Origin of the sequence: Sinorhizobium sp. FG01 (genome assembly GCF_002531875.1) — a bacterium.
Taxonomy (GTDB): domain Bacteria; phylum Pseudomonadota; class Alphaproteobacteria; order Rhizobiales; family Rhizobiaceae; genus Sinorhizobium; species Sinorhizobium fredii_C.
Genome location: NZ_NWTB01000010.1, coordinates 96,355 through 119,250 on the forward strand (window position 1 = coordinate 96,355; position 22,896 = coordinate 119,250).

General features: G+C 62.5%; 23 protein-coding genes, 1 tRNA gene and 1 pseudogene. 12 read left to right on the forward strand and 13 right to left on the reverse strand.

Features of this window, described 5'->3' with window-relative positions:
- Positions 1-423: 423 nt before the first annotated feature.
- Positions 424-1,155 carry an adenylate/guanylate cyclase domain-containing protein gene (locus tag CO656_RS18030; RefSeq protein WP_176536629.1) on the reverse strand — a complete coding sequence of 244 codons (732 nt, stop codon included), beginning with the start codon at positions 1,153-1,155 and terminating at the stop codon, positions 424-426.
- Between the two features lie 141 nt (positions 1,156-1,296).
- The gene (locus tag CO656_RS18035; RefSeq protein WP_037420150.1) at positions 1,297-1,698 is read right to left on the reverse strand and encodes a GFA family protein; all 402 of its coding nucleotides are present in this window, start codon (positions 1,696-1,698) and stop codon (positions 1,297-1,299) included.
- Between the two features lie 448 nt (positions 1,699-2,146).
- On the opposite strand from CO656_RS18035, the gene CO656_RS18045 reads away from it, so the two are divergent.
- The 4 genes from CO656_RS18045 (at position 2,147) to CO656_RS18070 (ending at position 4,598) form a co-directional block, all read left to right on the forward strand.
- Positions 2,147-2,581, forward strand: coding sequence for a pyridoxamine 5'-phosphate oxidase family protein (locus tag CO656_RS18045; protein ID WP_037419970.1), 435 nt, complete (start codon positions 2,147-2,149; stop codon positions 2,579-2,581).
- A gap of 149 nt (positions 2,582-2,730) precedes the next feature.
- Positions 2,731-3,072, forward strand: coding sequence for a 4a-hydroxytetrahydrobiopterin dehydratase (locus CO656_RS18050; protein WP_037419973.1), 342 nt, complete (start codon positions 2,731-2,733; stop codon positions 3,070-3,072).
- A gap of 371 nt (positions 3,073-3,443) precedes the next feature.
- Complete coding sequence (locus CO656_RS18060; RefSeq protein WP_037419976.1) at positions 3,444-3,749, forward strand: hypothetical protein; 306 nt, start codon at positions 3,444-3,446, stop codon at positions 3,747-3,749.
- A gap of 474 nt (positions 3,750-4,223) precedes the next feature.
- A complete protein-coding gene (locus CO656_RS18070; RefSeq protein ID WP_097526631.1) occupies positions 4,224-4,598 on the forward strand; it encodes a VOC family protein in 375 nt (124 codons plus the stop codon).
- Positions 4,599-4,605: 7 nt separating this feature from the next.
- On the opposite strand, the pseudogene CO656_RS30820 reads toward CO656_RS18070, so the two are convergent.
- The 3 genes and pseudogenes from CO656_RS30820 to mnmA form a co-directional block, all read right to left on the reverse strand.
- Positions 4,606-4,838, reverse strand: a pseudogene (locus CO656_RS30820) (transporter substrate-binding domain-containing protein); the annotation flags it as partial.
- A gap of 175 nt (positions 4,839-5,013) precedes the next feature.
- Positions 5,014-5,090: transfer RNA gene (locus CO656_RS18080), tRNA-Met, on the reverse strand.
- Positions 5,091-5,224: 134 nt separating this feature from the next.
- Complete coding sequence (gene mnmA / locus CO656_RS18085; protein WP_097526717.1) at positions 5,225-6,421, reverse strand: tRNA 2-thiouridine(34) synthase MnmA; 1,197 nt, start codon at positions 6,419-6,421, stop codon at positions 5,225-5,227.
- A 431-nt stretch (positions 6,422-6,852) separates the two neighbouring features.
- On the opposite strand from mnmA, the gene CO656_RS18090 reads away from it, so the two are divergent.
- On the forward strand, positions 6,853-7,128 hold the full coding sequence (locus tag CO656_RS18090; RefSeq protein ID WP_003527546.1) for a DUF1153 domain-containing protein: 276 nt from the start codon (positions 6,853-6,855) through the stop codon (positions 7,126-7,128).
- 159 nt (positions 7,129-7,287) lie between these two features.
- Positions 7,288-7,569: a GNAT family N-acetyltransferase gene (locus CO656_RS18095; RefSeq protein ID WP_037419985.1), complete on the forward strand. Its 282-nt coding sequence runs from the start codon at positions 7,288-7,290 to the stop codon at positions 7,567-7,569.
- Positions 7,570-7,688: 119 nt separating this feature from the next.
- Here CO656_RS18095 and CO656_RS18100 read toward each other — a convergent pair whose 3' ends face one another.
- Positions 7,689-8,039 carry a hypothetical protein gene (locus CO656_RS18100; RefSeq protein WP_037419987.1) on the reverse strand — a complete coding sequence of 117 codons (351 nt, stop codon included), beginning with the start codon at positions 8,037-8,039 and terminating at the stop codon, positions 7,689-7,691.
- Positions 8,040-8,482: 443 nt separating this feature from the next.
- Here CO656_RS18100 and ctrA point away from each other — a divergent pair, with 443 nt between their 5' ends.
- Positions 8,483-9,184, forward strand: coding sequence for a cell cycle two-component system response regulator CtrA (gene ctrA / locus CO656_RS18105; protein ID WP_012709262.1), 702 nt, complete (start codon positions 8,483-8,485; stop codon positions 9,182-9,184).
- A 192-nt stretch (positions 9,185-9,376) separates the two neighbouring features.
- On the opposite strand, the gene CO656_RS18110 is transcribed toward ctrA, so the two are convergent.
- Both CO656_RS18110 and CO656_RS18115 read right to left on the reverse strand, forming a co-directional pair.
- The gene (locus CO656_RS18110) at positions 9,377-9,739 is read right to left on the reverse strand and encodes a response regulator (protein ID WP_037388773.1); all 363 of its coding nucleotides are present in this window, start codon (positions 9,737-9,739) and stop codon (positions 9,377-9,379) included.
- 258 nt (positions 9,740-9,997) lie between these two features.
- Positions 9,998-10,642 (reverse strand): histidine phosphotransferase family protein, encoded by a 645-nt coding sequence (locus CO656_RS18115; RefSeq protein WP_176536630.1) that lies wholly within the window; start codon positions 10,640-10,642, stop codon positions 9,998-10,000.
- Between the two features lie 311 nt (positions 10,643-10,953).
- Here CO656_RS18115 and CO656_RS18120 point away from each other — a divergent pair, with 311 nt between their 5' ends.
- Both CO656_RS18120 and CO656_RS18125 read left to right on the forward strand, forming a co-directional pair.
- A complete protein-coding gene (locus CO656_RS18120; protein ID WP_050988267.1) occupies positions 10,954-11,547 on the forward strand; it encodes a DUF1134 domain-containing protein in 594 nt (197 codons plus the stop codon).
- Between the two features lie 158 nt (positions 11,548-11,705).
- Complete coding sequence (locus CO656_RS18125; protein WP_097526633.1) at positions 11,706-12,863, forward strand: hypothetical protein; 1,158 nt, start codon at positions 11,706-11,708, stop codon at positions 12,861-12,863.
- 19 nt (positions 12,864-12,882) lie between these two features.
- On the opposite strand, the gene CO656_RS18130 is transcribed toward CO656_RS18125, so the two are convergent.
- Positions 12,883-13,716, reverse strand: coding sequence for an RNA methyltransferase (locus CO656_RS18130; protein ID WP_097526634.1), 834 nt, complete (start codon positions 13,714-13,716; stop codon positions 12,883-12,885).
- 4 nt (positions 13,717-13,720) lie between these two features.
- Positions 13,721-14,104 (reverse strand): hypothetical protein, encoded by a 384-nt coding sequence (locus tag CO656_RS18135; RefSeq protein ID WP_097526635.1) that lies wholly within the window; start codon positions 14,102-14,104, stop codon positions 13,721-13,723.
- Between the two features lie 29 nt (positions 14,105-14,133).
- On the opposite strand from CO656_RS18135, the gene CO656_RS18140 reads away from it, so the two are divergent.
- Both CO656_RS18140 and rpoH read left to right on the forward strand, forming a co-directional pair.
- Positions 14,134-15,162: an RluA family pseudouridine synthase gene (locus CO656_RS18140; protein ID WP_097526636.1), complete on the forward strand. Its 1,029-nt coding sequence runs from the start codon at positions 14,134-14,136 to the stop codon at positions 15,160-15,162.
- Between the two features lie 195 nt (positions 15,163-15,357).
- Entirely contained in the window at positions 15,358-16,263 is a 906-nt protein-coding gene (rpoH, locus tag CO656_RS18145) for an RNA polymerase sigma factor RpoH (RefSeq protein ID WP_037388791.1), read from the forward strand.
- Between the two features lie 78 nt (positions 16,264-16,341).
- Here the strand turns inward: rpoH and CO656_RS18150 are convergent, their stop codons facing one another.
- Both CO656_RS18150 and CO656_RS18155 read right to left on the reverse strand, forming a co-directional pair.
- On the reverse strand, positions 16,342-18,699 hold the full coding sequence (locus tag CO656_RS18150) for a hypothetical protein (RefSeq protein WP_179864786.1): 2,358 nt from the start codon (positions 18,697-18,699) through the stop codon (positions 16,342-16,344).
- A gap of 62 nt (positions 18,700-18,761) precedes the next feature.
- Positions 18,762-20,060: an adenylosuccinate synthase gene (locus CO656_RS18155; RefSeq protein WP_037420007.1), complete on the reverse strand. Its 1,299-nt coding sequence runs from the start codon at positions 20,058-20,060 to the stop codon at positions 18,762-18,764.
- 205 nt (positions 20,061-20,265) lie between these two features.
- Here CO656_RS18155 and CO656_RS18160 point away from each other — a divergent pair, with 205 nt between their 5' ends.
- On the forward strand, positions 20,266-21,156 hold the full coding sequence (locus CO656_RS18160; RefSeq protein WP_037420159.1) for a DMT family transporter: 891 nt from the start codon (positions 20,266-20,268) through the stop codon (positions 21,154-21,156).
- A 103-nt stretch (positions 21,157-21,259) separates the two neighbouring features.
- On the opposite strand, the gene serA is transcribed toward CO656_RS18160, so the two are convergent.
- Positions 21,260-22,855 carry a phosphoglycerate dehydrogenase gene (serA, locus tag CO656_RS18165; protein WP_037420008.1) on the reverse strand — a complete coding sequence of 532 codons (1,596 nt, stop codon included), beginning with the start codon at positions 22,853-22,855 and terminating at the stop codon, positions 21,260-21,262.
- Between the last annotated feature and the right edge of the window lie 41 nt (positions 22,856-22,896).

Sequence of the window (22,896 nt, forward strand, 5' to 3'; positions counted from 1 at the left end):
GCATTCGAGGCGCACCGAGTCAAGAAAAATGTATTATATGCGTATACACTTGTTATTCGCAAGGAATACATTTTCATGAGGGGACAGTCTTCGGGCTTCCATGTCACAGGAACCGAAAGCGTCTGGTGACAATGGGTTAAGGGAGCCGCACGATCGCTGCGGCGCGCAGGGAAGCGGCTGTTGCGGCGAGAGAAATGTGGCTGCTTGTGCGCTGCTCGAGTCGCGAAGTTTTCGCGAGCGATCTACAGCGTCAGTCGCGCAAATATTGCTGCAGCACTTTGCTCGCTGCCTGCTCTAAACTCGGCTGCGAGTCATGGAAACATGCGGTAGCCGCGAACTTCGAAGTCGAATCGCGCAAAAGATGCTCTTCGCCTCCGCCGGTCGCTGCGCACCTTCGCAGCATCCGCCCCGACCGATCGATCCTCAGACGGCGTAAAGCTCGACCGGCTTCTCAAAGCCCTTGAGATGATATTCCCGACCTATGCTGTCGGCCGTCTGACTCTGCGCCCGTTCGAGAACGGCCCGGGTTACGAGAATCCCGCCCGCTTCGGCGGCTGCCTGGGCGCGAGCGGCAGTATTCACAACCGTTCCAATCGCCGTCAGGTCACGATGCGACCGACCGAACTCTCCAAAGCTGGCCTCGCCCGAGTCGATGCCGATCCCGACGCCGAATTCGCTTCCATCCAGGCCTTCGCCCGCGTGCAGTTCGCGACGCAGTTGGCAGCGGCGCTGGATCTCCCGTGCAGCCAGAACGGCACATTCCGCATGGTCCTGGCGGGGGATCGGAAAGTTGAAAATTGCCATGACCGCGTCTCCGACCGTCTTGTTGAGAAGACCGTCGAATTCCCAGATGGCCTCGGCACATTCATCGTAAAAATCATCCAGCAGGGACGAGACCGCATCTGCCGAAAGCGACTGCGACAGCGTGGTATAGCCCCTCAAGTCTGCAAAAAGCACGGTCACGTCAACGGTGATCTTGCGGGCCTTCATCACGCGTGTGAACATGAGTTCGCAAATGGTGCAGGTGTTCGGATTCATCCGGCTCGGGCGGATACCGAAGGCGCGGAAGGGTATGGACGCCGGTCCTCGCAGAGGCACGGGCAGACGCATCTGCTCCCAGCAGCCCTTGCAGATTCTCGATTGAGAAAACGACATGTCGCCGCGGCTCCCTATATAGGTCGCCGCGATTTTCTCACATCTCAGTCGGAAAATCTTTCGAATATCAATCGAAGGCTCCGGCAAGGAGGCTTTTGAGGTCGTGACGGTTTTGGCCCGGGCCGGCACGCGTCATTCTCGTCAGAACCAGAGATCGCCAACGCATCGCCCCTTGGACGGCAGGTCCTCAAACGTGTCGAGGCCGTCGAAATGATCAATCGGCAGGTCAAAAACGGCATCCGGCGGCGCAAGCCGCAGGTTCACGGCCATGCGCCGCCGGCCATCCCCGTCAAGCCGCAGGCCGCGCCAACTCAGGACACAGGCGCAGGAGGGGCAGAACAATATCTCAAGCGATGATCTGTCGCGGCCGGCGCGCGTGTAGGAGGCCGTCTCCCCCGTGACGGCGATACGCTCTCCTTCGTAGCCATAGGCCCACAGCGCCCCATAGCGCCGGCAGAGCGTGCAGTTACACGCTGTGATCGAGCGGGGATCACCCTCCAGGGTCCAGCTCGCTTTACCGCAATGACATGAGCCGATCAGCATGAGCCCGCCCTTCAGTCGCGCTGCCTGTTCAACGGCGGCATCCTGCCTCAATCAGGCCATGGCAGCAACGACCGTTTCGGGCCGAGCCACCCTGTGGGTGGTCCGGCAGCAAAAAATGTAGGCCGCGATTGACTTGCGGAAATTTGGCGAGGCGAGGGCGTTGCGATCACTCCTATTCGGATCGCGAATGCGATGTATCAAATCCGAAGCAAATGCGCTTCAGGCGGCGAAGTCATGATAACGGACAAGAAGAACCCCTTGTTCAATCCGCTGCGGGCTGGACTTCACGCGTTTATCGCGTCGTTGAAGCAGAAGACTGCAACATAGGTCGCCGAGCTTGCTTACCCAGCGGAACCTTTCCGTCCGGGGCACATTTCCACCCGAGGGTGGGTCGTGGCAACCGGACGCCTCACCCTAGATTTCTCCCTTTGTTCGGACGAGCTCCGCCATGACCACAATGACGCTTTCCGATATCGCCAAGAAGATCGGGAATATCGATTTCTGCATGTTGGCGACGAAGGCAGAGACGGGTGCGATTTCCCATCGCCCGATGAGCAACAATGGCGATGTCGAATATGATGGCGACTCGTGGTTCTTTTCCCATGACGATACCAACAAGGTAGCCGACGTCCGTCGCGATCCGCGGGTGACACTATCGTTTACCGAACCACCAGGCCTTCTCGGAAAGCCGGGCATCTTCGTTTCCATCGAGGGCCGTGCGACGGTCATCCGCGATAGAACGCAGTTTCAAAAGCATTGGGTGGAGGGATTGGAGCGCTGGTTTGCCCAGGGTGTCGACACACCCGGTCTCGTGCTCATCAAGGTGCATGCCGACCGAATTCAATATTGGGACGGCGAGAAAAACGGTATCGTCCAGCTATAAGCGGCACGTTCATGGCGAGTGGGGGAGTGAACTCGGCCCTGTGAATTTCAGGTACACTGCGGAAGGCTTGACGGCTCACTTCGCAACGATCTTGTGCGATCACGCTGCACCGGGCGATGACGGCAGCCGGCTTCAGAAGGGAGGAACTCATGACCGAAAATATCGCTGAAAAGTCCTGCACCCCCTGCCGCGGCGGCATACCGCCGCTGACGAGGGACGAAGCCGCCGGGTATCTTTCCCAGATCCCAGGCTGGGAGTTGCTGGACGACGGGCATCTGATCCGCCGCAGCTTCAAGTTCGCCGATTTCAAACAGGCGCTGACCTTCGTCGATGAAGTTGGGCGGCTGGCCGAAGAGGAGGGGCATCACCCCGACCTCTGTTTCGGCTGGGGCTATGCGGAGGTCTCGCTGCAAACCCACAAGATCAAGGGACTGCACGAGAACGATTTCATTTTGGCGGCGAAGGTCAACCACCTGCCGAGGTCATCTTGAATTCAGACAGCATCGACCTTGCCACCGTCCCTGGAACCGGATGGCCAATCTCGAAAGACGCGAATCTATGGCCGATCTTCGAAGCACAGATCATGAACACACCACGGCTGCGTACGCGGCACATCATTGGTACGCAGCTAGAATGTCGGCAGAGATCGTCCTCCTAACGCCGCCCCCCCATTCGCACGCGCACATCGACCGGATTGCTGCTGTGGCAATTGATGTGGCGAGCACGGCGGAGCACTACGAAATGCCGCCCGAGGAGCGATGGGACAGTCGCTCGATAGGCGATGGGATGCGCAACGTTTGAGTTGACCGTTTTGGATGACGAGGCGACACTTGCAACCTGCAGCAAGGCGGGAGGAAAAACGATGGCCGAGCCAGACGGCTGGCGTCAAATGGCAAGCGCGCCAAAAAACGGCACTCGGATCCTTGTGACGATTCGCCCGTCCGAACAGGGGGCGGCAGAAGTTGACCTCGTGTATTGGTCGAAGGGCGATCAGTTCGGTGCAGAAGGCTGGCGCGCCTCTGATTCCTCGCCCGGCCGCATCGTCGAATATTCCGAGCCGGAATTGAAGTGCTGGATGCCGATGCCCTCGGCCAATCTCAATCGCACCTCGATGCCCTCACCCTGGGAAGGCGACGACGACAAAGAACTCGACGGGTCAGGGATTTAAGAGAGGCTCTCGCCATCTGTTCGTGTTTGGCTGACTTTCTCGTATAGGACGGATCAAGGGAACTCTTGAGACGTGCGCTTGCATTGGATCGCCTCAATCTCGATCCCGTGAAGCCTCCGACTCAACTGGCATTGGCGTGCGATCAGCGCGTCTGGGCTGAAGGCAGGGAGTATGCGGCACGGGGGGCGCCTCCTCGAGCTCTGAGCTGTTCGCTTCTATGAAGAACTCTATCTGGAAATCAACGGCACTCGGTAAAAGGGCCGCCCGATCCAGGTCAGGTACGTTTACTCTCGACGCCAATCGGTAACCAATAGGGCGCCAGTCGCTTTGGCAAGGACTACTGCCTGTCCTTAAATCGACCTCGATTTAAGGACAAAGACATGCAGCAATTCAAAAGCGCCACAGCGACCTTTGCGCGTCTGATATGACGCGCGACGTATCGGTGAGACAGGCACGGGCACTTCAGGAGAACTCATGTTTGACCATGTCAAGTTCGGAGTCAGCGACTATGCAGCGAGCAAGGCGTTCTTCCTCAAGGCACTCGAACCGCTCGGCGTAGCTGTTGTCTCGGAGGGGCCGCCGACCTACGGTGTCGAGCTTAGCCCAAAGGGTAAGGCTTCATTGTGCCTGTACCAAACCAAGGAAAAGCCGGCGCACCTTCACTTGGCGTTCACCGCCGAAAATCGCCAGCAAGTCGAAGCCTTCTATCGCGCGGCTCTGGCTGCGGGCGGCAAAGACAATGGTGCGCCCGGCCTGCGGCCGCACTACCACGCGAACTACTATGCAGCTTTCGTCATCGGTCCGGACGGGCACAACATCGAAGCAGTTTGCCACGAACCCGATGCCTGACCCATCGCTCGGCCTTCTTCTGACCCTGGTCATCGGCCTTCATGATCAGCATTTCCTTGGCGAGATAGTGGGATGGCTGAACTGGATCTGTTCGGCACGGCTGAGCGCATGGGCTAGATTGGCCACTTCGATATCGACATGCCGAGCTTCACCTTGTAAACGCGCGCACCGTCCGAGAGGGTTAATCTCGGCCTTGACGCCGAGTTCGCGGGTGATCGCGCTGCAGAGATCGACGTAGAAGTCAGGCGGGCAGCCGCGATAGCCGCCTAGACCATTTTTGTCACGAAAGCGGAATTTCCATTCTCCGGCTCCGGCGTCAAAACTCCGGAAATTCGCCGCGAGCTACAACGAGATTGTCACCCATGTCTTAGGTACGTTCTGCTACCTATGTCTCCGGGTCGTACAAGGAACTGAATGGTAGCGGAGGAGGGATTCGAACCCCCGACACAAGGATTATGATTCCTCTGCTCTAACCTACTGAGCTACTCCGCCGCCGGTGCCGTGGAAGCTTCTTGGAGAAGCCCGTCTCGGCTGGACGGGCGGCTTATAAGGTGCTGTTCCGGCTAGTGTCAAGCAATGTCTTCGGTAAAGTGTGAACTTTTGCCGATGCGCCGGACCGGGGCCGTTCAGGCCGCCGCAGGCTCACGCAGGAGCGCCTGGAGGGCCGCCTCGGCAGTCGGCTCGCGTTCGGACTTGCGGATGAATCCGCCGCCATAGACGCGGGCGTTCTCGCCGGTCCCGGAATAGAGCGCGCAGGCCTGGCCGGGCGCCACGCCCGCCTCGCCGTCGACAAGCTCGACATAGATGCCGTCGGCATTGCGCCTCAAGACGGCCGGCGCTGGCTGGCGGGTAGAGCGGACCTTGGCGAAGCATGCGAATCCGCGGACTGCCGCCTCGTCGATTTCCTCGTCGCCGAGCCAGTTGACGTCGCGCAGATAAATGCGGCGCGTCTCGAGCGCCTCCTTCGGGCCGACGATGACGCGGCGCGAGCGGGCGTCGAGATAGACGACATAGAGCGGCTCGCCGGTCGCCACCCCGATGCCGCGCCGCTGGCCGATCGTGTAGTGCAGGATGCCTTCATGCGTGCCGAGCACGCGCCCGTCGAGATGGACGATCTCGCCGGCGAGCGCCGCATTCGGCTTCAGCTTAGAGACGATGTCGCTGTACTTGCCCTGCGGCACGAAACAGATGTCCTGGCTGTCCGCCTTCTTGGCAACGACGAGGCCCATCTCCTCGGCGAGCGCGCGCGTCTCGGGCTTGGAGAGGCTGCCGAGCGGAAAGCGCAGATAGTCGATCTGCTCCTGGGTCGTCGCGAAGAGGAAATAGCTCTGGTCGCGCTCCGCGTCGGTCGGCCGATAAAGGGCGCGCTGCCCGGCATAGCGCGGCTTCGGGCTCGGCCGCGAACGGATGTAATGGCCGGTCGCAAGCGCGTCGGCGCCGAGCTCCTTGGCGGTCGTCAGGAGATCGGCGAATTTGACGGTCTGGTTGCAGGCAACGCAGGGGATCGGCGTTTCGCCGGCAATGTAGCTTTCGGCGAAGGGATTGATCACCGTCTCGCGGAAACGGGCCTCGTAATCGAGGACGTAATGCGGGATGCCGAGCGTCTCGCAGACGCGTCGCGCATCGTCGATGTCCTGGCCGGCGCAGCAGGAGCCGGCCCGATGCAACGCCGCACCGTGGTCGTAGAGCTGCAGCGTGATGCCGAGAACGTCGTAGCCCTCGCGTTTGAGCAGCCCGGCCACGACGGAAGAATCGACGCCGCCGGACATGGCGACGACGACGCGCGTATCTTCGGGCTTGCGGTCAAAATCGAGACTGTTCACGGGATCCAATCCGGCATCCGGACGCCGCCTGTTCCTGCAGACGTCCTGTTTTACCTATCGCATGCTTCCTTAAATCATAGTCGGCTTAAGGATAAACATGCAGCAATTCAAAGTGCTACAGCGGCCTTTGCGCGTCCAATGACGCGCCGCACCTAGAGGCGGCGCGCTGATCACGATTGTGCCGGCGGCCTTGCTTCGGCTTTCTGTGCCGCGACATATAGAAACTTGTGCTTCGCGGGGCAAGAGCGCAGGCGTGCGAACCGTGGAGGCTGCCGACCGAGGCCGCACGCCTGCCTGACGTTCTCCGCGGCTCTCAGTGGCTCCGAGGTGTCTCAAATTATGAGCAAATTGTCACCGGCCACTTAGGCAAATGTTAAATGTGGCAAGCTAAGGTCGCCTCCATATGGTCTTGAGTTTGTGTAGAGAGTCCCATGACCGAAATGATGCGACCACGCGTGAAATATGTCATCGGCCCCGATGGCAGTCCTCTAACGATTGCGGATCTGCCGCCGGCCAACACCCGGCGCTGGGTAATCCGCCGGAAGGCCGAGGTCGTCGCTGCCGTGCGTGGCGGCCTTTTGAGCCTCGAAGAGGCCTGCGAGCGTTACACCCTCACCGTCGAGGAATTCCTCTCCTGGCAGTCCTCCATCAACGACCACGGTCTCGCCGGCCTGCGCACCACCCGCATCCAGCAATATCGCCACTGATCCATCCGCGACAGGGCCATACATCGAACCGGCGGCTCGGGACCTCCCGCAGCCGCCGGTTCCGTTTCTAAGATGCGCCGCAGTCGAAAGTCAGCTGTATCTTGCGGGATTATCGCTTAGCATCGGCTCGAAGAGCGGCCAAGGCAAAGGAAGCCCTATATGGAGATCACTGAGGAGAAGACGGATACCAAGGGCCGCTATGCGGCGACGGTCGAAGGACACACCGGCGAAATGACCTATTCCAGATCGTCGCCGCAGCTCGTGATCATCGATCACACCTTCGTGCCGGACGAATTGCGCGGCAAGGGCGTGGGACAGGCGCTTGCAAGACACGCGGTCGAGGAAGCGCGCCGGGGCGGCTGGAAGATCATTCCGCTCTGCCCGTTCATGCGCGCACAGGTCATGCGTCATCCGGATTGGCAGGACGCCGTCCAGGCATAGCCGCCGGCATCTTTGGTAAGACGATTGCCCGCCTCCCGAAAGGGAAGCGGGCCTTTGTGTTTCCCAAAGCAGGCCCTCCGTCGGTGCGGTCGAGGCTCACGCCGAGCGGCCGCCTCTTCTCAGGCGCGAAGCCGGGCCGACGAATCCCGCTCCTCAAGGGCTGCGGCCTTGGCATACTCGGCCTGAACCTCGGCAAGCGCCAGTTCGGCCGCGTCCTGCTGCACCTTCAGCTCACGGATCGACACCTGGAGATTGTCGGCACGCTGGCGCGCCGCCTTGGCGAAGGTCGGATAGGCAAAATGCGACGGATCGGAGATTCCCGACTTCTTTTCCTCGAAGACGATCTGGCTTTCGAGTTCCTTGGTCATCCGCTCGAACTCGGACATCATCATCTGAAGCTGGGTCAACTGACGCTGCTTCTCCCGCACCTGAAATTCCTTCAGGCGGGTAAGGCTCTCACGTGCTTTCATACGCAATACTCCCGTGGATAGCGAGACCCCGGTTACCGATTCCTGCGCCCGAATACCGGCCCGCGCGGGCCGGAAACAAAAAACGACTGCGGTCTTAACAAATACCTACCGCTGGTAACCTTTCGTTTACGGGCATCATTAATCATAGGTACGATGATTTAAGGCTCCGTAAATGCTGAGGTACGAAATGTGGCGCCTGCGGCATTTACGAGTCGAAAGAGTCAGATAGCGGCATTTCCTCATCTTTCGGATGAAGAGTGCCGTTTCAGATTCACCTTTAAAATCAGGAGACTGCTAAAAATATTTAACATTTTCGATACACCTTGCCAGAGTGAATCAGAATTTGTTAACCATTTGGTGGCAGCCTCCAAATCAGGCAACGACTGGATCCGTATCGCGTAAGGGGGCCACGACGACCTTGGGCGGCGGAAAAGGGGAAGACTATGCGGGTTCTACTGATAGAAGACGACAGCGCGACGGCGCAAAGCATTGAGCTCATGCTCAAGTCCGAGAGTTTCAACGTCTACACCACCGATCTCGGGGAAGAGGGCGTCGATCTCGGCAAGCTTTACGACTACGACATCATTCTCCTCGACCTCAACCTGCCGGACATGTCGGGCTACGAGGTGTTGAGAACGCTGCGCCTGTCGAAGGTCAAAACCCCAATCCTCATTCTCTCCGGCATGGCCGGCATCGAGGATAAGGTCCGGGGCCTCGGCTTCGGCGCCGACGACTACATGACCAAGCCCTTCCACAAGGACGAGCTGGTCGCCCGCATCCATGCGATCGTTCGCCGCTCCAAGGGCCACGCCCAGTCGATCATCGCCACCGGCGAGCTGATCGTCAACCTCGACGCCAAGACGGTGGAAGTCGGCGGCCAGCGCGTGCATCTGACCGGCAAGGAATACCAGATGCTCGAGCTCCTGTCGCTGCGCAAGGGCACGACGCTCACCAAGGAAATGTTCCTGAACCACCTCTATGGCGGCATGGACGAGCCGGAACTGAAGATCATCGACGTCTTCATCTGCAAGCTGCGCAAGAAGCTCGCCAATGCCGCTGGCGGCGCCAATTATATCGAGACGGTCTGGGGCCGCGGCTATGTGCTGCGCGAGCCCGACGGCAACGATTACCTGGAAACCGCCTGATTTCCGGGCGGGCGTCACCGCCGAACACAGACCTATTCCCCCGCAAACCCGCCGCACGGCGGGTTTTTGCGTTGTGAGACAGGATTTGGTCCTGTTCGAAAAACCGCCCTCGCCCATTTCATTTTCCGCGAATGCAAAAAGCCGCGGTACATACCGCGGCTGCGACGCTCGGATCTGCGCTATGCGAATGCGTCAGGCGGCCATGGATTGACTGGCAAAGACGCTCGTCAGAATCTTCCGGTCGAAGGGCTTCAGCAGGAAATCGTCCGCCCCGGCCCGCTTGCCGGCCATCATCTTCCTGAGATCCGCTTCGACGACGCAATAATAGATGCGCACCGACGCGCCCTCGGGCAGCCGGCGGATATTGGCGATGAGGTCGAGGGCGCCCTCGAGCCCGGAGTCGACGATCAGGATGTTCGGCAGTTCGGCCTCGCAGCGGACGAGCGCCTCGAGGCTGCTCGGCGCTTCGGACACCAGGAAACCCATGCCCGACAGTATGCGCTTCCCGACCTTCCTCACCACATCCGAGCCATCGGCAATCATCAAGCGCCGCATGTCCAACTCCTTCAGGCCTCATCGGACGCCAAAAGGCGTCCATGAAGCAAAACTAGAGAGATTTGGCAAAGAAACCGTTACCGCCACGGTTGACGGCCGATTTTCATTTCTCGCAAAGCAATAATCCGCCGAGACCTGTGAAACCCTCGCCGAGTTGAGAGCAGCGGGACTTCGGCACCCGAGAAAAGAGAAAGGCCTCCGTCGCGGACGATGGAGACCTCTTTTCATGTCACGGGCGTGATTGGCGGGCGGAGTGGATCAGGCCTCGGTGCGAGCGGTGAAGACGATCTCCTCGCCGGTCGACGTGACATCGATCAGCATGCCGGCTTCCTCGGCGAGCAGGACCGTATAATAGGGCTGGATCGAGTGGGCGTCCACGGCTTCCTCGGGGGTGCCGGAAAGGAGTTCGGTCAGCCGCGGCGGAACGCGCATCATTCGCCCCTTTGCGACAAGGGTAAATACCGCATCGAACTCCGGGTTTTCCAGGGTGATGTCGATCGAGCCGCCGCGCGGGATTGCACCATAGGCAATCAGGAAGAGGTTCAGCAGCAGCTTGACGCGGTTCTTGGCGATGATCGCCCGCGGGCCGTTCCAAGTCACCTCGGTCTTCTTTTCCGCAGCGGCGAAGTCCTTGGCGGCCTTTTCCGCTTCGCCGGTGTCGATCGAGGCTCCGACCGAGCCGGAGGCGCCGAAGGCAAGCCGCGCGAACTTCAGCCGCACCGAGGCATTGAGCGCGCTGGTACGGATCAGGTCCATCGCATCGGCGTCGGCGCCGCCCTCGTCCAGGAGTTCGAGACCATTATTGATGGCGCCGACCGGCGAGATGATGTCGTGACACACCCGGCTGCAGAGCAGCGCCGCCAGATCGGGTCCCGTCAACGTCAGGTTCGGATTCTTTGCCATCATTCTTCCCGTTCGGTTCCATCAGCATATCGACGCCTTGCGTTCCCCGCCACGCCCGGCGAGGTCTTCGCCCGGGCCCGGCATAGCCACGCGGCCCGCGCCGATCAATAGGCCATAATGACATCACATTTGGTAAACCGATTATTAAGAGGATCGGTTCAAATTGTCAGGGCACCCCCGGATTTCGAGTGGAACTACGGAAAGCGGATCAGGTGCACGCGTTCGAGACCCGCGCTGGCCCGCGCAACCGATGCATGAGCTGGTCATGACGGCCGGCCCGCGAGCCGCATTCGCGCCTGACGGAGGAAACGATGCAGCCGATCATGAAGGCAACCGCAATGGCCGTCCGCGCCATTCTGACGACAATCCTGCTGTTCAGCAGCGCCCTGATGTCCGCCGCGCTCGCCCAATCTCCAAATAGCAGCCAGTACACGATGCAGGAGATCGTCGACGCTGGCCACGGCTTCTTCGGCGAGACCTCCGGCGGGCTTGCCAAGGTCGTCGAGCGCGCCTTCGAGCGCTACGGCCTGCCGAACGGCTATATCCTCGGCCAGGAAGGGTCCGGCGCCTTCATCGCCGGCCTCACCTATGGCGAGGGCGAGCTCCACACCAAGAATGTCGGCCAGCATAGTGTGTTTTGGCAGGGCCCCTCCCTCGGGCTCGACTGGGGCGGGCAGGGCAGCCGGGCGATGATGCTCGTCTACAACCTGTCGAGCGTCCCGGCGCTCTACAAGCGCTTCGGCGGCGTTTCCGGCTCGGCCTACGTCGTCGCCGGTGTCGGCATGACGGTGCTGACCGACGAACACGTCGTCGTCGTGCCGATCCGCACCGGAATCGGCGCAAGGCTCGGCCTCAATGTCGGCTATCTGAAGCTGACACAGCAGCCGACCTGGAACCCGTTCTGATACCAAAAGGCCGCATGTAAGTTCTCTGGAGCGCGTAGCGGGCGTGCAATCCTGCAGTAATTGTTGCAGCTTTCGGGCCGTCGTGTTTACTGCGGAAGACGGAAGGAAACTGCCCAACCGCCATGGATGCATCGGTCCAGACTTGAAACGGCCAGCACGTGATTGAATATGCGCTCCTCTTTGCCCTGGGCTTCCTGACGGCGGCCATTACCGGCCTGCTGGTCGCGCCGGCCATCCAAAAGCGCATCGTCCGCTTCGCCGAGGACCGTTTGAAAGCGACGATGCCGCTCAGCCCACAGGAAGTTCGCGCCCAGAGGGACGCCGCGCGCGCCACCTTCGCCGTCGAGAACGCGAAGATGTCGCAGACGCTCCGCCGCGAGCGCGACAAGGGCGTGGCCTTGATGCTGGAGAAGGAAAGGGCGCTCACCGAGGCACAGCGATTGGCTGGCGAAAATACCGACCTCCACACGCAACTTGCCGACATGAACGTCGAGGCCGCCGACATGCGGTCGACCATCCGCCAGCTCGAGCTGCGGATCGCCGACATGCGGGCGACATTCGACAACCTGCAGCGCGACACCGGCGCCAAGAACGAGACAATCCGCGCCTTGAACGGCCAGCTCGACAGGCAGGCGACCGAACTCGACAACCTGCGCATCGACCTCGCGGCGCGCGAAACGCAGATCGAGCATCTGAGGAGCCGGGCCGCCAGTCTGAGCGACGAGCGCGAAGCCCTGCGCGCCAGTCTCAAGGGCGAAAACGCCCGGGCTCGCGAAATGGAGCTGCGCCTCGGCCGTGAAGAAAACCGCGTACGCCAGCTCGAAACCAAGCTCGCCCGAGAAGCGGCCGCCAATGCCGACCGCGAAAGCGCGCTCGAGCGGCGAGCGGAAGAAATCGAGCGGCTGAAAACGCGGGTGAAGGCGGCAAACCAGGAAATCCGCGATGCGACGAAAGCGCTGCGCCTGGCCGGCGCCAAGCCGCCGAAGCGCGTGGAACAGCACCCTGCCGCGCAAGGGGTACCGATCGAGGGGGCGCATGACGCGCAGCATAGTGTGGATCCCACCGTCCTCTCCGACGACCTGCGCAACCGCGCGACGGCGCTATCGGAACGCCTCGCCAATTCGAAGTCTGCGACCCATGACGAGGCGCTGCGCGAGGAGATGGCGCAGATCGCCGCCGGCATGGTGGCGCTCACGGCTGCGCGGGAAGGCTCGTCCTCGCCGATCCACGGCCTTCTCGGCCGAGAGGAGGCGGGGCAGCCGGGAGCCGGCAAGAGCCTGGCGACGCGGGCCAAGGAAATGCTGCCGCCTGAATGAAGGCGGCTCGGGCTTCCCCTCAGATTCGACCGTTGGCGCTGGCGACCTGATGCAGCGCGATGCCCGCGGCCATGGCGACGTTCAGGCTGTCGAGGCCCGGACGCTGGCGGATACGCGCGGTGCGGACCGCGGAAAGGATCGTCGCCGGCAGCCCCTCGCCTTCCGTCCCGACCAGCAATGCCGTGCGCGGCGACGGCGGAATTTTTGTGACGTCCGTCTCGCCGCGCGGCGAAAGGCCCCATATCGCGAACCCGGCGGCATGAAGCCTTTCGATCAGGTCCGCGGCCGTCCCCTCGCGCGCGAAGGGGAGCGTCAGCGCCGATCCGACGGACACCCGAATCGACTTGCGGTACAGCGGATCGCAGCTCGATGCATCCATCAGCACTGCGTCGACGCCGAAGGCGGCGGCATTGCGGAACAGCGATCCCATATTGTCATGGTTCGATATGCCGCAGGCGGCAAGCACGAGGCTTGCGGTAGGAAGGGCGGCGATGAGGGCGTCACGGCCGGGCATCGCATCGGATCGGCCGAGCGCCAGAACACCGCGATGCATGTTGAAGCCGGCGATCGCGTCGAAGACCCGGGCATCGGCCACGTAGACCGGCACATCGGCGGGGAATTGTGCAAGCAGCTCTGCGACGCCGTCAAACCGGTTTTCGAGCAGCAGGATTGCCTCGGCGATGATGCCGCGCCCGGAGCGGTGCGCGGCCGCCAGCATCCGCAGGACGACCGTGCCTTCGGCAATGAAGCGGCCCTGCCGGCCAGTGAGATCCCGTTCCTTGATCGACAGGAAAGCGGCGATGCGCGGGTCCGACGGATCCTCGATGCGGATCGGAAGCGGTGCCGCGACCATCTCGTCACTGCGTCCTGACGGTGACGTCGGCGACGATGCGTCCCGCCTTTATGTCGAAAACGATCGCACGGGGTTCTGCGTCCGGCAGGCTGCCATAGAACAGCACCTGCGAACCGGACAGCGCCACATTGGTCACCGAAAAGCCGGCCGGCAGCGCCGCAATCGCGGTCAGCGGCGCATCGCCCGGCACGCTGACCGCCGGCGGCGTCGCCTCCGCAGCGCCGTCGCTCCGCGTCAGCTTGTAGACAATCGTTCCGAGGACGGCCATAAGCATGATCAACATCACGCCGGCCGAAACGAGCTGCAGGCGCACCATCTTGCGGCGGACATTCTCCATCGCCGGGTCAAGCGGCTTGTCTTCCTGTTCGTCGGGCTCGATCGCGGTCATGGCTGGCTTTCTGTCGGAATTGAAACGGAATGAACGATCCCTTTAAACAAGCGACCGGCAATAGGAAAGTCCTGAGCGCCGACGAGAATGCCGCCGGGCGGTTGGATGCGTTTCTGACGGAGGCGCTTTCGGGCGAATTCTCCCGCAACCGCATCAAGGCCCTGATCGAACAGGGAGCCGTTTCGATCAACGGCATCACGGTGCTCGAACCCAAGCGCAAGGTGCACCCGGGCGACAGCTTCGAGATCGCCCTGCCCGCGCCCGAGGATCCGGAACCCAAGGGCGAGGACATTCCGCTCGAGGTTCTATTCGAGGACGATGATCTGATCGTGCTGGTGAAGCCGGCCGGTCTCGTCGTCCATCCGGGTGCCGGGAACTGGACGGGAACGCTCGTCAACGCCCTCATTCACCATTGCGGCGACAGCCTTTCCGGCATCGGCGGCGTCAGACGGCCGGGCATCGTTCACCGGCTGGACAAGGAAACGAGCGGCGTCATGGTCGTCGCCAAGAACGACACCGCCCACCGGCATCTCTCCGACCAGTTTGCCGACCACGGCCGCACCGGGCCGCTGGAGCGCGCCTATCAGGCGGTCGTCTGGGGCCGCCCCCGCCAATTGAAGGGCACGATCAATGCCGCCCTCGGCCGGGCCGGCGACCGCACGAAACGCGCCGTCAAGCGCGAGGAGAGCGATGATGCGCGCGAAGCGATCACCCACTACGAAGTGGTCGAGCGCTATCACGAGAAGCCGGACGGCACCTGTCTCGCTTCAATCGTCGAATGCCATCTGGAAACCGGCCGGACGCACCAGATCCGCGTCCACATGGCCCATATCGGTCATCCGCTAATCGGCGATCCCGACTATGGCGCCGCCTTCCGGACGAAGGCTAACCTGTTGCCCGAAGCCGCCAAGGGCGTGGTCAACCGCTTCTCCCGGCAGGCGCTGCATGCCTTCATGCTGCAGTTCGAGCACCCTGCCAGCGGCGACACGATGCATTTCGAAGCACCGATGCCGGCGGACATGCAGGAACTGGTCGCCGCCCTTCGCGCAGCCTCTTGAAATCGCTGCGAAGAATCCCGATTTTAGGGACGCTTCAATAGGAAATCTTCCTTCCTCCGGTCTCACGATAGCGTGAAACCGGACTCCTTGAATCATGCTTTCGCCGTACTTATCTTCTAGCCTCGTGGGGTCTGGACGAAGACCCACGCCCGGCCTGCCGTCCCGGAGGCCGGAGATGCACAAAGGGGGTGCTTCATGGCCCGCAACACGCTGCCGACCATTGCCGCTGGAGAGGGCGGCCTCAACCGCTACCTCGACGAAATCCGCAAATTTCCGATGCTCGAACCGCAGGAAGAGTACATGCTCGCCAAGCGGTATCAGGAGCATGACGACCGCAGCGCCGCCCACAAGCTGGTGACGAGCCATTTGCGCCTCGTCGCCAAGATCGCAATGGGTTACCGCGGCTACGGCCTGCCGATCGGCGAAGTCGTTTCGGAAGGCAATGTCGGCCTGATGCAGGCCGTCAAGAAGTTCGAGCCCGATCGCGGCTTCCGCCTGGCGACCTATGCCATGTGGTGGATCAAGGCGGCCATTCAGGAATATATCCTGCGTTCCTGGTCGCTGGTGAAAATGGGCACGACCGCCAACCAGAAGCGCCTGTTCTTCAATCTGCGGCGGCTGAAGGGCCGTATTCAGGCTCTCGACGAAGGCGATCTCAAGCCGGAGCAGGTGAAGGAAATCGCGACGACCCTGAAGGTCAGCGAGGACGAGGTCGTTTCGATGAACCGGCGCCTCTCCGGCGACGCGTCTCTCAACGCGCCGATCAAGGCCAGCGAAGGCGACTCCGGACAGTGGCAGGACTGGCTGGTCGACGAGCACGACAACCAGGAGGAAATCCTGATCGAGCAGGACGAGCTCGAAAGTCGCCGCGCCCTGCTCGCCAACGCGATGAAGGTCCTGAACGACCGCGAGCGCCGCATCTTCGAGGCGCGTCGCTTGACCGAAGATCCGGTGACGCTGGAAGATCTTTCCACCGAATTCGACATCAGCCGTGAGCGCGTCCGCCAGATCGAGGTCCGCGCCTTCGAGAAGGTCCAGGAAGCAGTCCGCAAGGCGGCACTCGAGCGCGCCAATTCGCTCCGGGTCGTCGAGGGCGCCTGATCGACCTCACGCCTTCAGAACAAACAAAGGCCCGGCTGGACGCCATCCAGCCGGGCCTTTGTGTTTGTCTCGGTCTTCTTACTGGCCGCTCGCCGCGGCCGCGCTGCCGAGCGAACTCCAGGCCTGCATGGCCTTACTGAAGGCCTCCGTGCCGCTGGCGCCTTTCTCAAGGGTCAAGAGGGCGCGGCGGCCGTTGCGGTAGGTGATGGGGATGTCGATCCAGCTGCGGCTGCGCAAGAGTTCGGTGTTGCTGCCGACCGCTTCCGCGAAATCGTTGAGCGCGATCATGTGGAAGTCGTCGGTGATCTTCGCCGGGACGGCAATGAGCGGGTCACCGCGATCCTGCTCTGTGCGCTTCATCGATACGCGCTGCACGCCCTCGATAGCACCGCCCTCGAAGTTCTCGGGCAGCGAAAAGACGAATTCGATCACGTGGCTTGCCGGCAGCGACGGATCGACATTGCGCTTGATCGTCATCAGCGCCGTCATGCCCCGGTCCGGAACGGTGATCTGGGCCTGGATCGCCGGCTCGGGCTTGGCGTCGCCGCCTGGAGACTCCTCCTTGATGGACCAGGCGACAGCGCCCGGAACCGCCGTGGGCGAAGATTGGCCAAGCCGCTCCTCATAGAGGAACATTTTCTCGCCGTCGGCGATGGAAACTTCGGTCTGCGGCGCTCCGCTGTCCTGGTTGGTGGCGGGCTGTTGGGGCTGGGCGGCGGCCTGCTCAGGCCCCGCCGCGGCGCCCTGCGGCTGGCCGGCCTCCGTCTGCGGGGCGACGGACTTGCCCTCCTGCGCTATTTCGCTGCCGTTCGCGCCGGCGGGCCCTTCGTCGCGCTCGGAGCCATCGGCAAGCAAACGCTGGGTAAACTTGCTCGATTTGTCGTCCGGCAATGCCGTACCTTCCTGGGCGCCGGACTGTTCGCCCGGCTGCACGGCAGGCTCGCCCTCGCGGCCGGGCGGCGTTTGCGTCTCCGGACCGGCGGGGATGATTTTCGCGAGCATTGCGGAAAGCCAGGCATTGCCCGCTTCCCTGTTCACCCAATAGGCAAAGCCGCCACCGCCAAGGAGAAGCAGGATCACCGCAGCGATTGCCAGGCTTTTCACGTTGAAGCGGGATGGCTTGGGAGCAACGCGGTAGGAGGCAGGCCGCGGCGATACGGCCGCCGGCGCCACGTCGCCGACCTGGTCGTCTTCCTTGGCGGCAGCGTCCGAGTCGTTCGCCCTCCGGCCGGCCTCATCGAGGCCGAGCAGATCATCGATGTGATCCCATGCGGTGCCGGCGCGCTCCTCTTCGTTCGAAGCGGTCGGCGCTTTCTCCACGGGCCAGGCCCATTCAGAGACCTCCGGCTCAGCCGGCTTGTCCTTTCTGGTGTCGGCGGGCGCAGCGAAGGGATCGCTGTCGTCGAAGGACCAGGCCTGCGCCGTCTCCGCCTCAGCCGGCCGCGGAGCCGGGGCGCTTGTCTCGGGCTCCACCGGATGCATGCCGAGCCGCTCGGGGCCGGCCGCCTCCTGGCGCGGCGCCTCGGATGCCGGAGGCTCTTCACCGGCGCTTGCGGCGGGCGGGACGTCCTCCCACTCCGGCAGCGCCCATTCCGAAGGTTCCTGTTTCGCCGGTGCCGCCTCAGCCGGTGGAGCCTCTTCGCCGACCGGCTCTTCCGGAACCCTCTCTTCCTCAGGGTCTCCAATTGCCACGGGCTCGGGCTCGACCGGCGGCTCGTCGCGGTCGAATTCCTCCGTCTGCGGCTCGGAGGCGGTTGCCTCCTCGGCGGGCGCTTGCTGCCAGCTATCGACTTCCGCCACCGGCGGGGCTTCCTCGGCCGGAGAGAGTTCCTCCGCCGGGACGTATTCCTCTACCGTTGCGCCCCACTGCGGCTCGGCCGAGACGGCTTCCGGTTCCTCGCTTGTGGCAGGCGGTTCCTGTTCGTGCTCGCCCGCGGCGGCCAGGGTGGGCTCGGCTTCCCGGTGCTCCGGCACCTCTCGCGCAGCGGCGGGAACGACCTCATCGGCCGGGACCGGTTCTTCGAAGGCTTGCGGAGCCTCCGGCGCCGCCTCTTCTGCGGATTCCTCGGCGACGGCCTGCTCAACTTCGGCAGCCTCGGCCGGAACCGGCGCCGGCTCCGGCGAGACCGGAGCGGCAGCCTCCTGTTCGGCGGACGCTTCGGCTGCATCCGGCTCGAGCACTTCGGGCTGTTCGGGTGCTTCGGCTTCTTCGATTGCCGGCAGGGCCTCGGCGTGTTCGTTTTCGACCTCGGAAATCGCCAGTTCCAGCTTGTTCAACTGGCGATTGATCATGTCGTCCGATGGCCGCGGGGACATGTTCTCGAGCTGGCGGCGCACGGCACTGCGCGCCTTCTCGTAGACCCTGCCCCGCATTTCGGGTGTGTTTTCCGACAGGCCGTCAACGGTCCTGCGAATAACTGCAACAAAATCCGCCATCAGATGCTTTCTCAAATCCTAGTCATGCAGCCGCAATGCGGCGCCGCTTCCTTGCGCCGACACTAGTCCTCAAACGGGTCGGTCACAAGTATTGTGTCGTCGCGCTCCGGGCTCGTCGAAAGCAGTGCGACGGGCGCGCCGATCAGTTCCTCGACCTGGCGAACATATTTGATCGCCTGTGCCGGAAGATCGGCCCAGCTGCGGGCGCCGACCGTCGATTCCTTCCAGCCTTCGAGCGTAATATAGACTGGCTTTACCGAAGCTTGCTGCGCCTGACTTGCGGGAAGATGATCGATCTCTTGTCCGTCCAGAGTATAGCCGACGCAGATCTTGAGCTCGTCGAGGCCATCGAGCACGTCGAGCTTGGTGAGCGCGATGCCGGTGATGCCGTTGGCGGCGACCGACTGGCGCACCAGGGCGGCATCGAACCAGCCGCAACGGCGCTTGCGGCCGGTGACGGTTCCGAATTCGTGGCCGCGCTCGCCGAGGAACTGGCCGATTTCGTCGTTGAGTTCGGTCGGAAACGGTCCTTCGCCGACGCGCGTCGTATAGGCCTTGGTGATCCCGAGAATATAGCCGAGCGCGCCCGGTCCCATGCCGGAACCGGCGGCCGCCTGACCGGCGACCGTGTTCGAGGAGGTGACGAAGGGATACGTGCCGTGGTCGATGTCGAGCAGCGTCCCCTGCGCGCCCTCGAACAGGATGCGCGCGCCCTTGCGGCGCTGCCTGTCGAGCAACAGCCAGACCGTGTCCATGAACGGCAGCACGCGCGCGGCGACGGAGGAGAGTTCGTCCATGATCGCCTGGTGGCTGATTTCCGCTTCGCCGAGCCCGCGGCGCAGCGCGTTGTGGTGCGTCAGCAGCCGGTCGACCTTGGCCGGCAGGGTGTCGAGGTCCGCGAGATCCATGACGCGGATGGCCCGGCGGCCGACCTTGTCCTCATAGGCCGGGCCGATGCCGCGGCGGGTCGTGCCGATCTTGGTGCCGCTGTTCGAGGCAGCGTCCTCGCGGAAGCCGTCGAGTTCGCGATGCAGCGACAGGATGAGCGTGGCATTGTCGGCGATGCGCAGGTTGTCCGGTGTGATCTTGACGCCCTGGTTGCCGAGCTTGTCGATCTCCGCGATCAGCGCATGCGGATCGATGACGACGCCATTGCCGATGACGGCTAGCTTGCCGGGCCGGACGACGCCGGAGGGAAGCAGCGACAGCTTGTAGCTGACGCCGTCGATCACCAGGGTATGGCCGGCATTGTGGCCGCCCTGGAAGCGCACTACGATGTCGGCGCGCTCCGAGAGCCAATCCACGATCTTGCCTTTGCCTTCGTCACCCCATTGGGATCCGACCACCACGACGTTCGTCATATTTCTCTTCCTGTTCACGCGCGCACGAGGACGTTGCGCTGTTCTCAAACCCGCGCATCTATACTGTGTTGTCTTTCGGAAAGCGACCCCGTTATGCCCGGGGCCCGGCCCTTTTTGCATGACAAGATATGGCGTTAGCGCCTATATCTGCGAACTCTCCCGCCGGTTCGGCAATCCATTTCACCTCCATGCGGATCGCAGCGCCGTGAATTCCAAAGCCTATTTCTATCTCGCCATCACCGCGCTTTTCTGGGGCGGGAATTCGGTTGCCGGCAAGATGGCCGTCGGGCACGTCAGCCCGATGATGCTGACGACGCTGCGCTGGCTCGTCGCGCTCAGCGTCATTCTTGCGCTGATGACGCCGCAGATCCGCCGTGACTGGGACAAGATTCGCCGCCACTGGCTGCAGCTGCTCGCCTATGGCGCGGTTGGTTTCACGATGTTCAACGCCTTCCTCTATTCGGCGGTGAAATATACCAGTGCGATCAACGCCGTGATCCTTCAGGCCGGCATTCCGATGCTGATCTTCCTGTTCAATTTCGTGTTCTTCCGGACGAAGGTTTCGATCGCGCAGGTCGTCGGCTTCACCGTGACGCTGATCGGCGTGCTCACGACAGCCGCCCATGGCGACTTCACGAGCCTGATGCGGCTCAAGTTCAATTTCGGCGACGGGCTGATGATCCTCGCCTGCATCGTCTACGCCGTCTATACGGTCACTCTTCGCTGGAAACCGGCGATGCACTGGCAGAGCTTCATCGCGGCACCCGCCTTCGGCGCGCTCATCAGTTCCATCCCGCTGCTCGTCTGGGAAGCTCAAAGCGGCAGCGCCATCGTGCCGGACGCGACCGGTTGGGCGATCGTGCTCTATGCCGCGATATTTCCGTCGCTGATGTCACAGGTTCTCTATGTCCGCGGCGTCGAAATGATCGGCGCCAACCGCGCCGGCCTGTTCATCAACGCCATCCCGGTCTATGGAACGCTGCTTTCCGTTCTGCTCGTCGGCGAGACGTTTCACGCCTATCATCTGGTGGCATTGCTGCTCGTCCTCGGCGGCATCGCGATCGCCGAACACGGCCGGCCGAGGCCGCCGAAGTGACGGCACGCTTTATCGCGGCCCATGGTGAGCGCTCAAAAGAGAAACGCGCCGGATGGGGCCGGCACGTTTGCATTTCATATCCAAGCTGGAACAGCGTGGCTGCTCAATCGACGTTGAACACCAGCGGCTTCGCCTGGCGGATCGCCGCGTTGGCGCGCAGCTTGTCGAGCACCGTCTCGGAAACCGGACCATCGACGTAAAGCAGCGCGATCGCGTCACCGCCCTGCTTTTCGCGACCGAGCTGGAAGTTGGCGATGTTGACGCCGGCATCGCCGAGGGTCGTGCCGATGAAGCCGATCATGCCGGGAACGTCGGTGTTGGTGATATAGACCATGTGGTTGCCGACGTCGGCATCGAGGTTGATGCCCTTGATCTGGATGAAGCGCGGCTTGCCGTCGGAGAAGACCGTGCCGGCGACCGATCGGGTCTGGTTCGCCGTCTTCACCGTCAGCTTGATATAGCCGTCGAAGACGCCCGTCTTGTCGCGCTTGACCTCAGAAAGGATGATGCCCTTTTCCTTGATCATGATCGGTGCGGAGACCATGTTGACGTCAGCCACCTGAGGACGGATCAGGCCGGCGAGAACGGCGCTGGTCAGCGCCTTGGTGTTCATTGTTGCGGTCGACCCGTCATAGAGGATTTCGATTTCCTTGATGGCGCTTTCCGTCGCCTGCCCGACAAAGGCGCCAAGCACGTCGGCGAGGCGGATGAAGGGTTTCAGGATCGGCGCTTCCTCGGCGGTGATCGACGGCATGTTGATGGCGTTGGTGACGGCGCCCTTGACGAGATAGTCCGCCATCTGCTCGGCCACCTGCAGCGCCACGTTCTCCTGCGCCTCGGTGGTCGAGGCCCCGAGATGCGGCGTGCAGACGACGTTCGGCAGGCCAAAGAGCGGGCTTTCGGTGGCGGGCTCCACCTCAAAGACGTCGAAGCCCGCGCCGGCGACATGGCCGGACTTCAGCGCATCGGCGAGCGCCTTCTCGTCGACGAGGCCGCCGCGGGCACAGTTGATGATGCGCACACCCGGCTTGGTCTTGGCAATCGCCTCGGCGCTGAGGATGTTGCGCGTCTTGTCGGTCAGCGGCACGTGCAGGGTGATGAAGTCGGCCTGCGCGAGAAGTTCGTCCAGCTCGACCTTGACGACGCCCATTTCCTCCGCCCGCTCCTTCGACAGGAACGGATCATAGGCGAGCACGTGCATCTTGAGACCGATTGCACGGGCACAGACGATCGAGCCGATATTGCCGGCACCGATCACGCCGAGCACCTTGCCGGTAATCTCGACGCCCATGAACTTCGACTTTTCCCACTTGCCGGCCTGGGTGGAATTGTCGGCGGCGGGAAGCTGACGGGCGACCGCGAACATCAGCGCGACCGCGTGCTCGGCCGTGGTGATCGAGTTGCCGAAGGGCGTGTTCATGACGATGATGCCGCGGCGCGAGGCGGCCGGAATGTCGACATTGTCGACGCCGATGCCGGCGCGGCCGACGACCTTGAGATTGGCCGCCGCGGCGATCAGCTTTTCCGTCACCTTGGTGGCGGAGCGGATGGCGAGACCGTCGTAATTGCCGATGATCTCGGCAAGCTTCTCCTTGTCTTTGCCGAGCTTCGGCTGGAAATCCACTTCGACGCCGCGATCGCGGAAGATCTGAACGGCGGTTTCCGAAAGTTCATCGGATACGAGAACGCGAGGTGCCATGAAAGGCCTCCTTGGAACAGTGTCTGAACGGAATTGGAGTG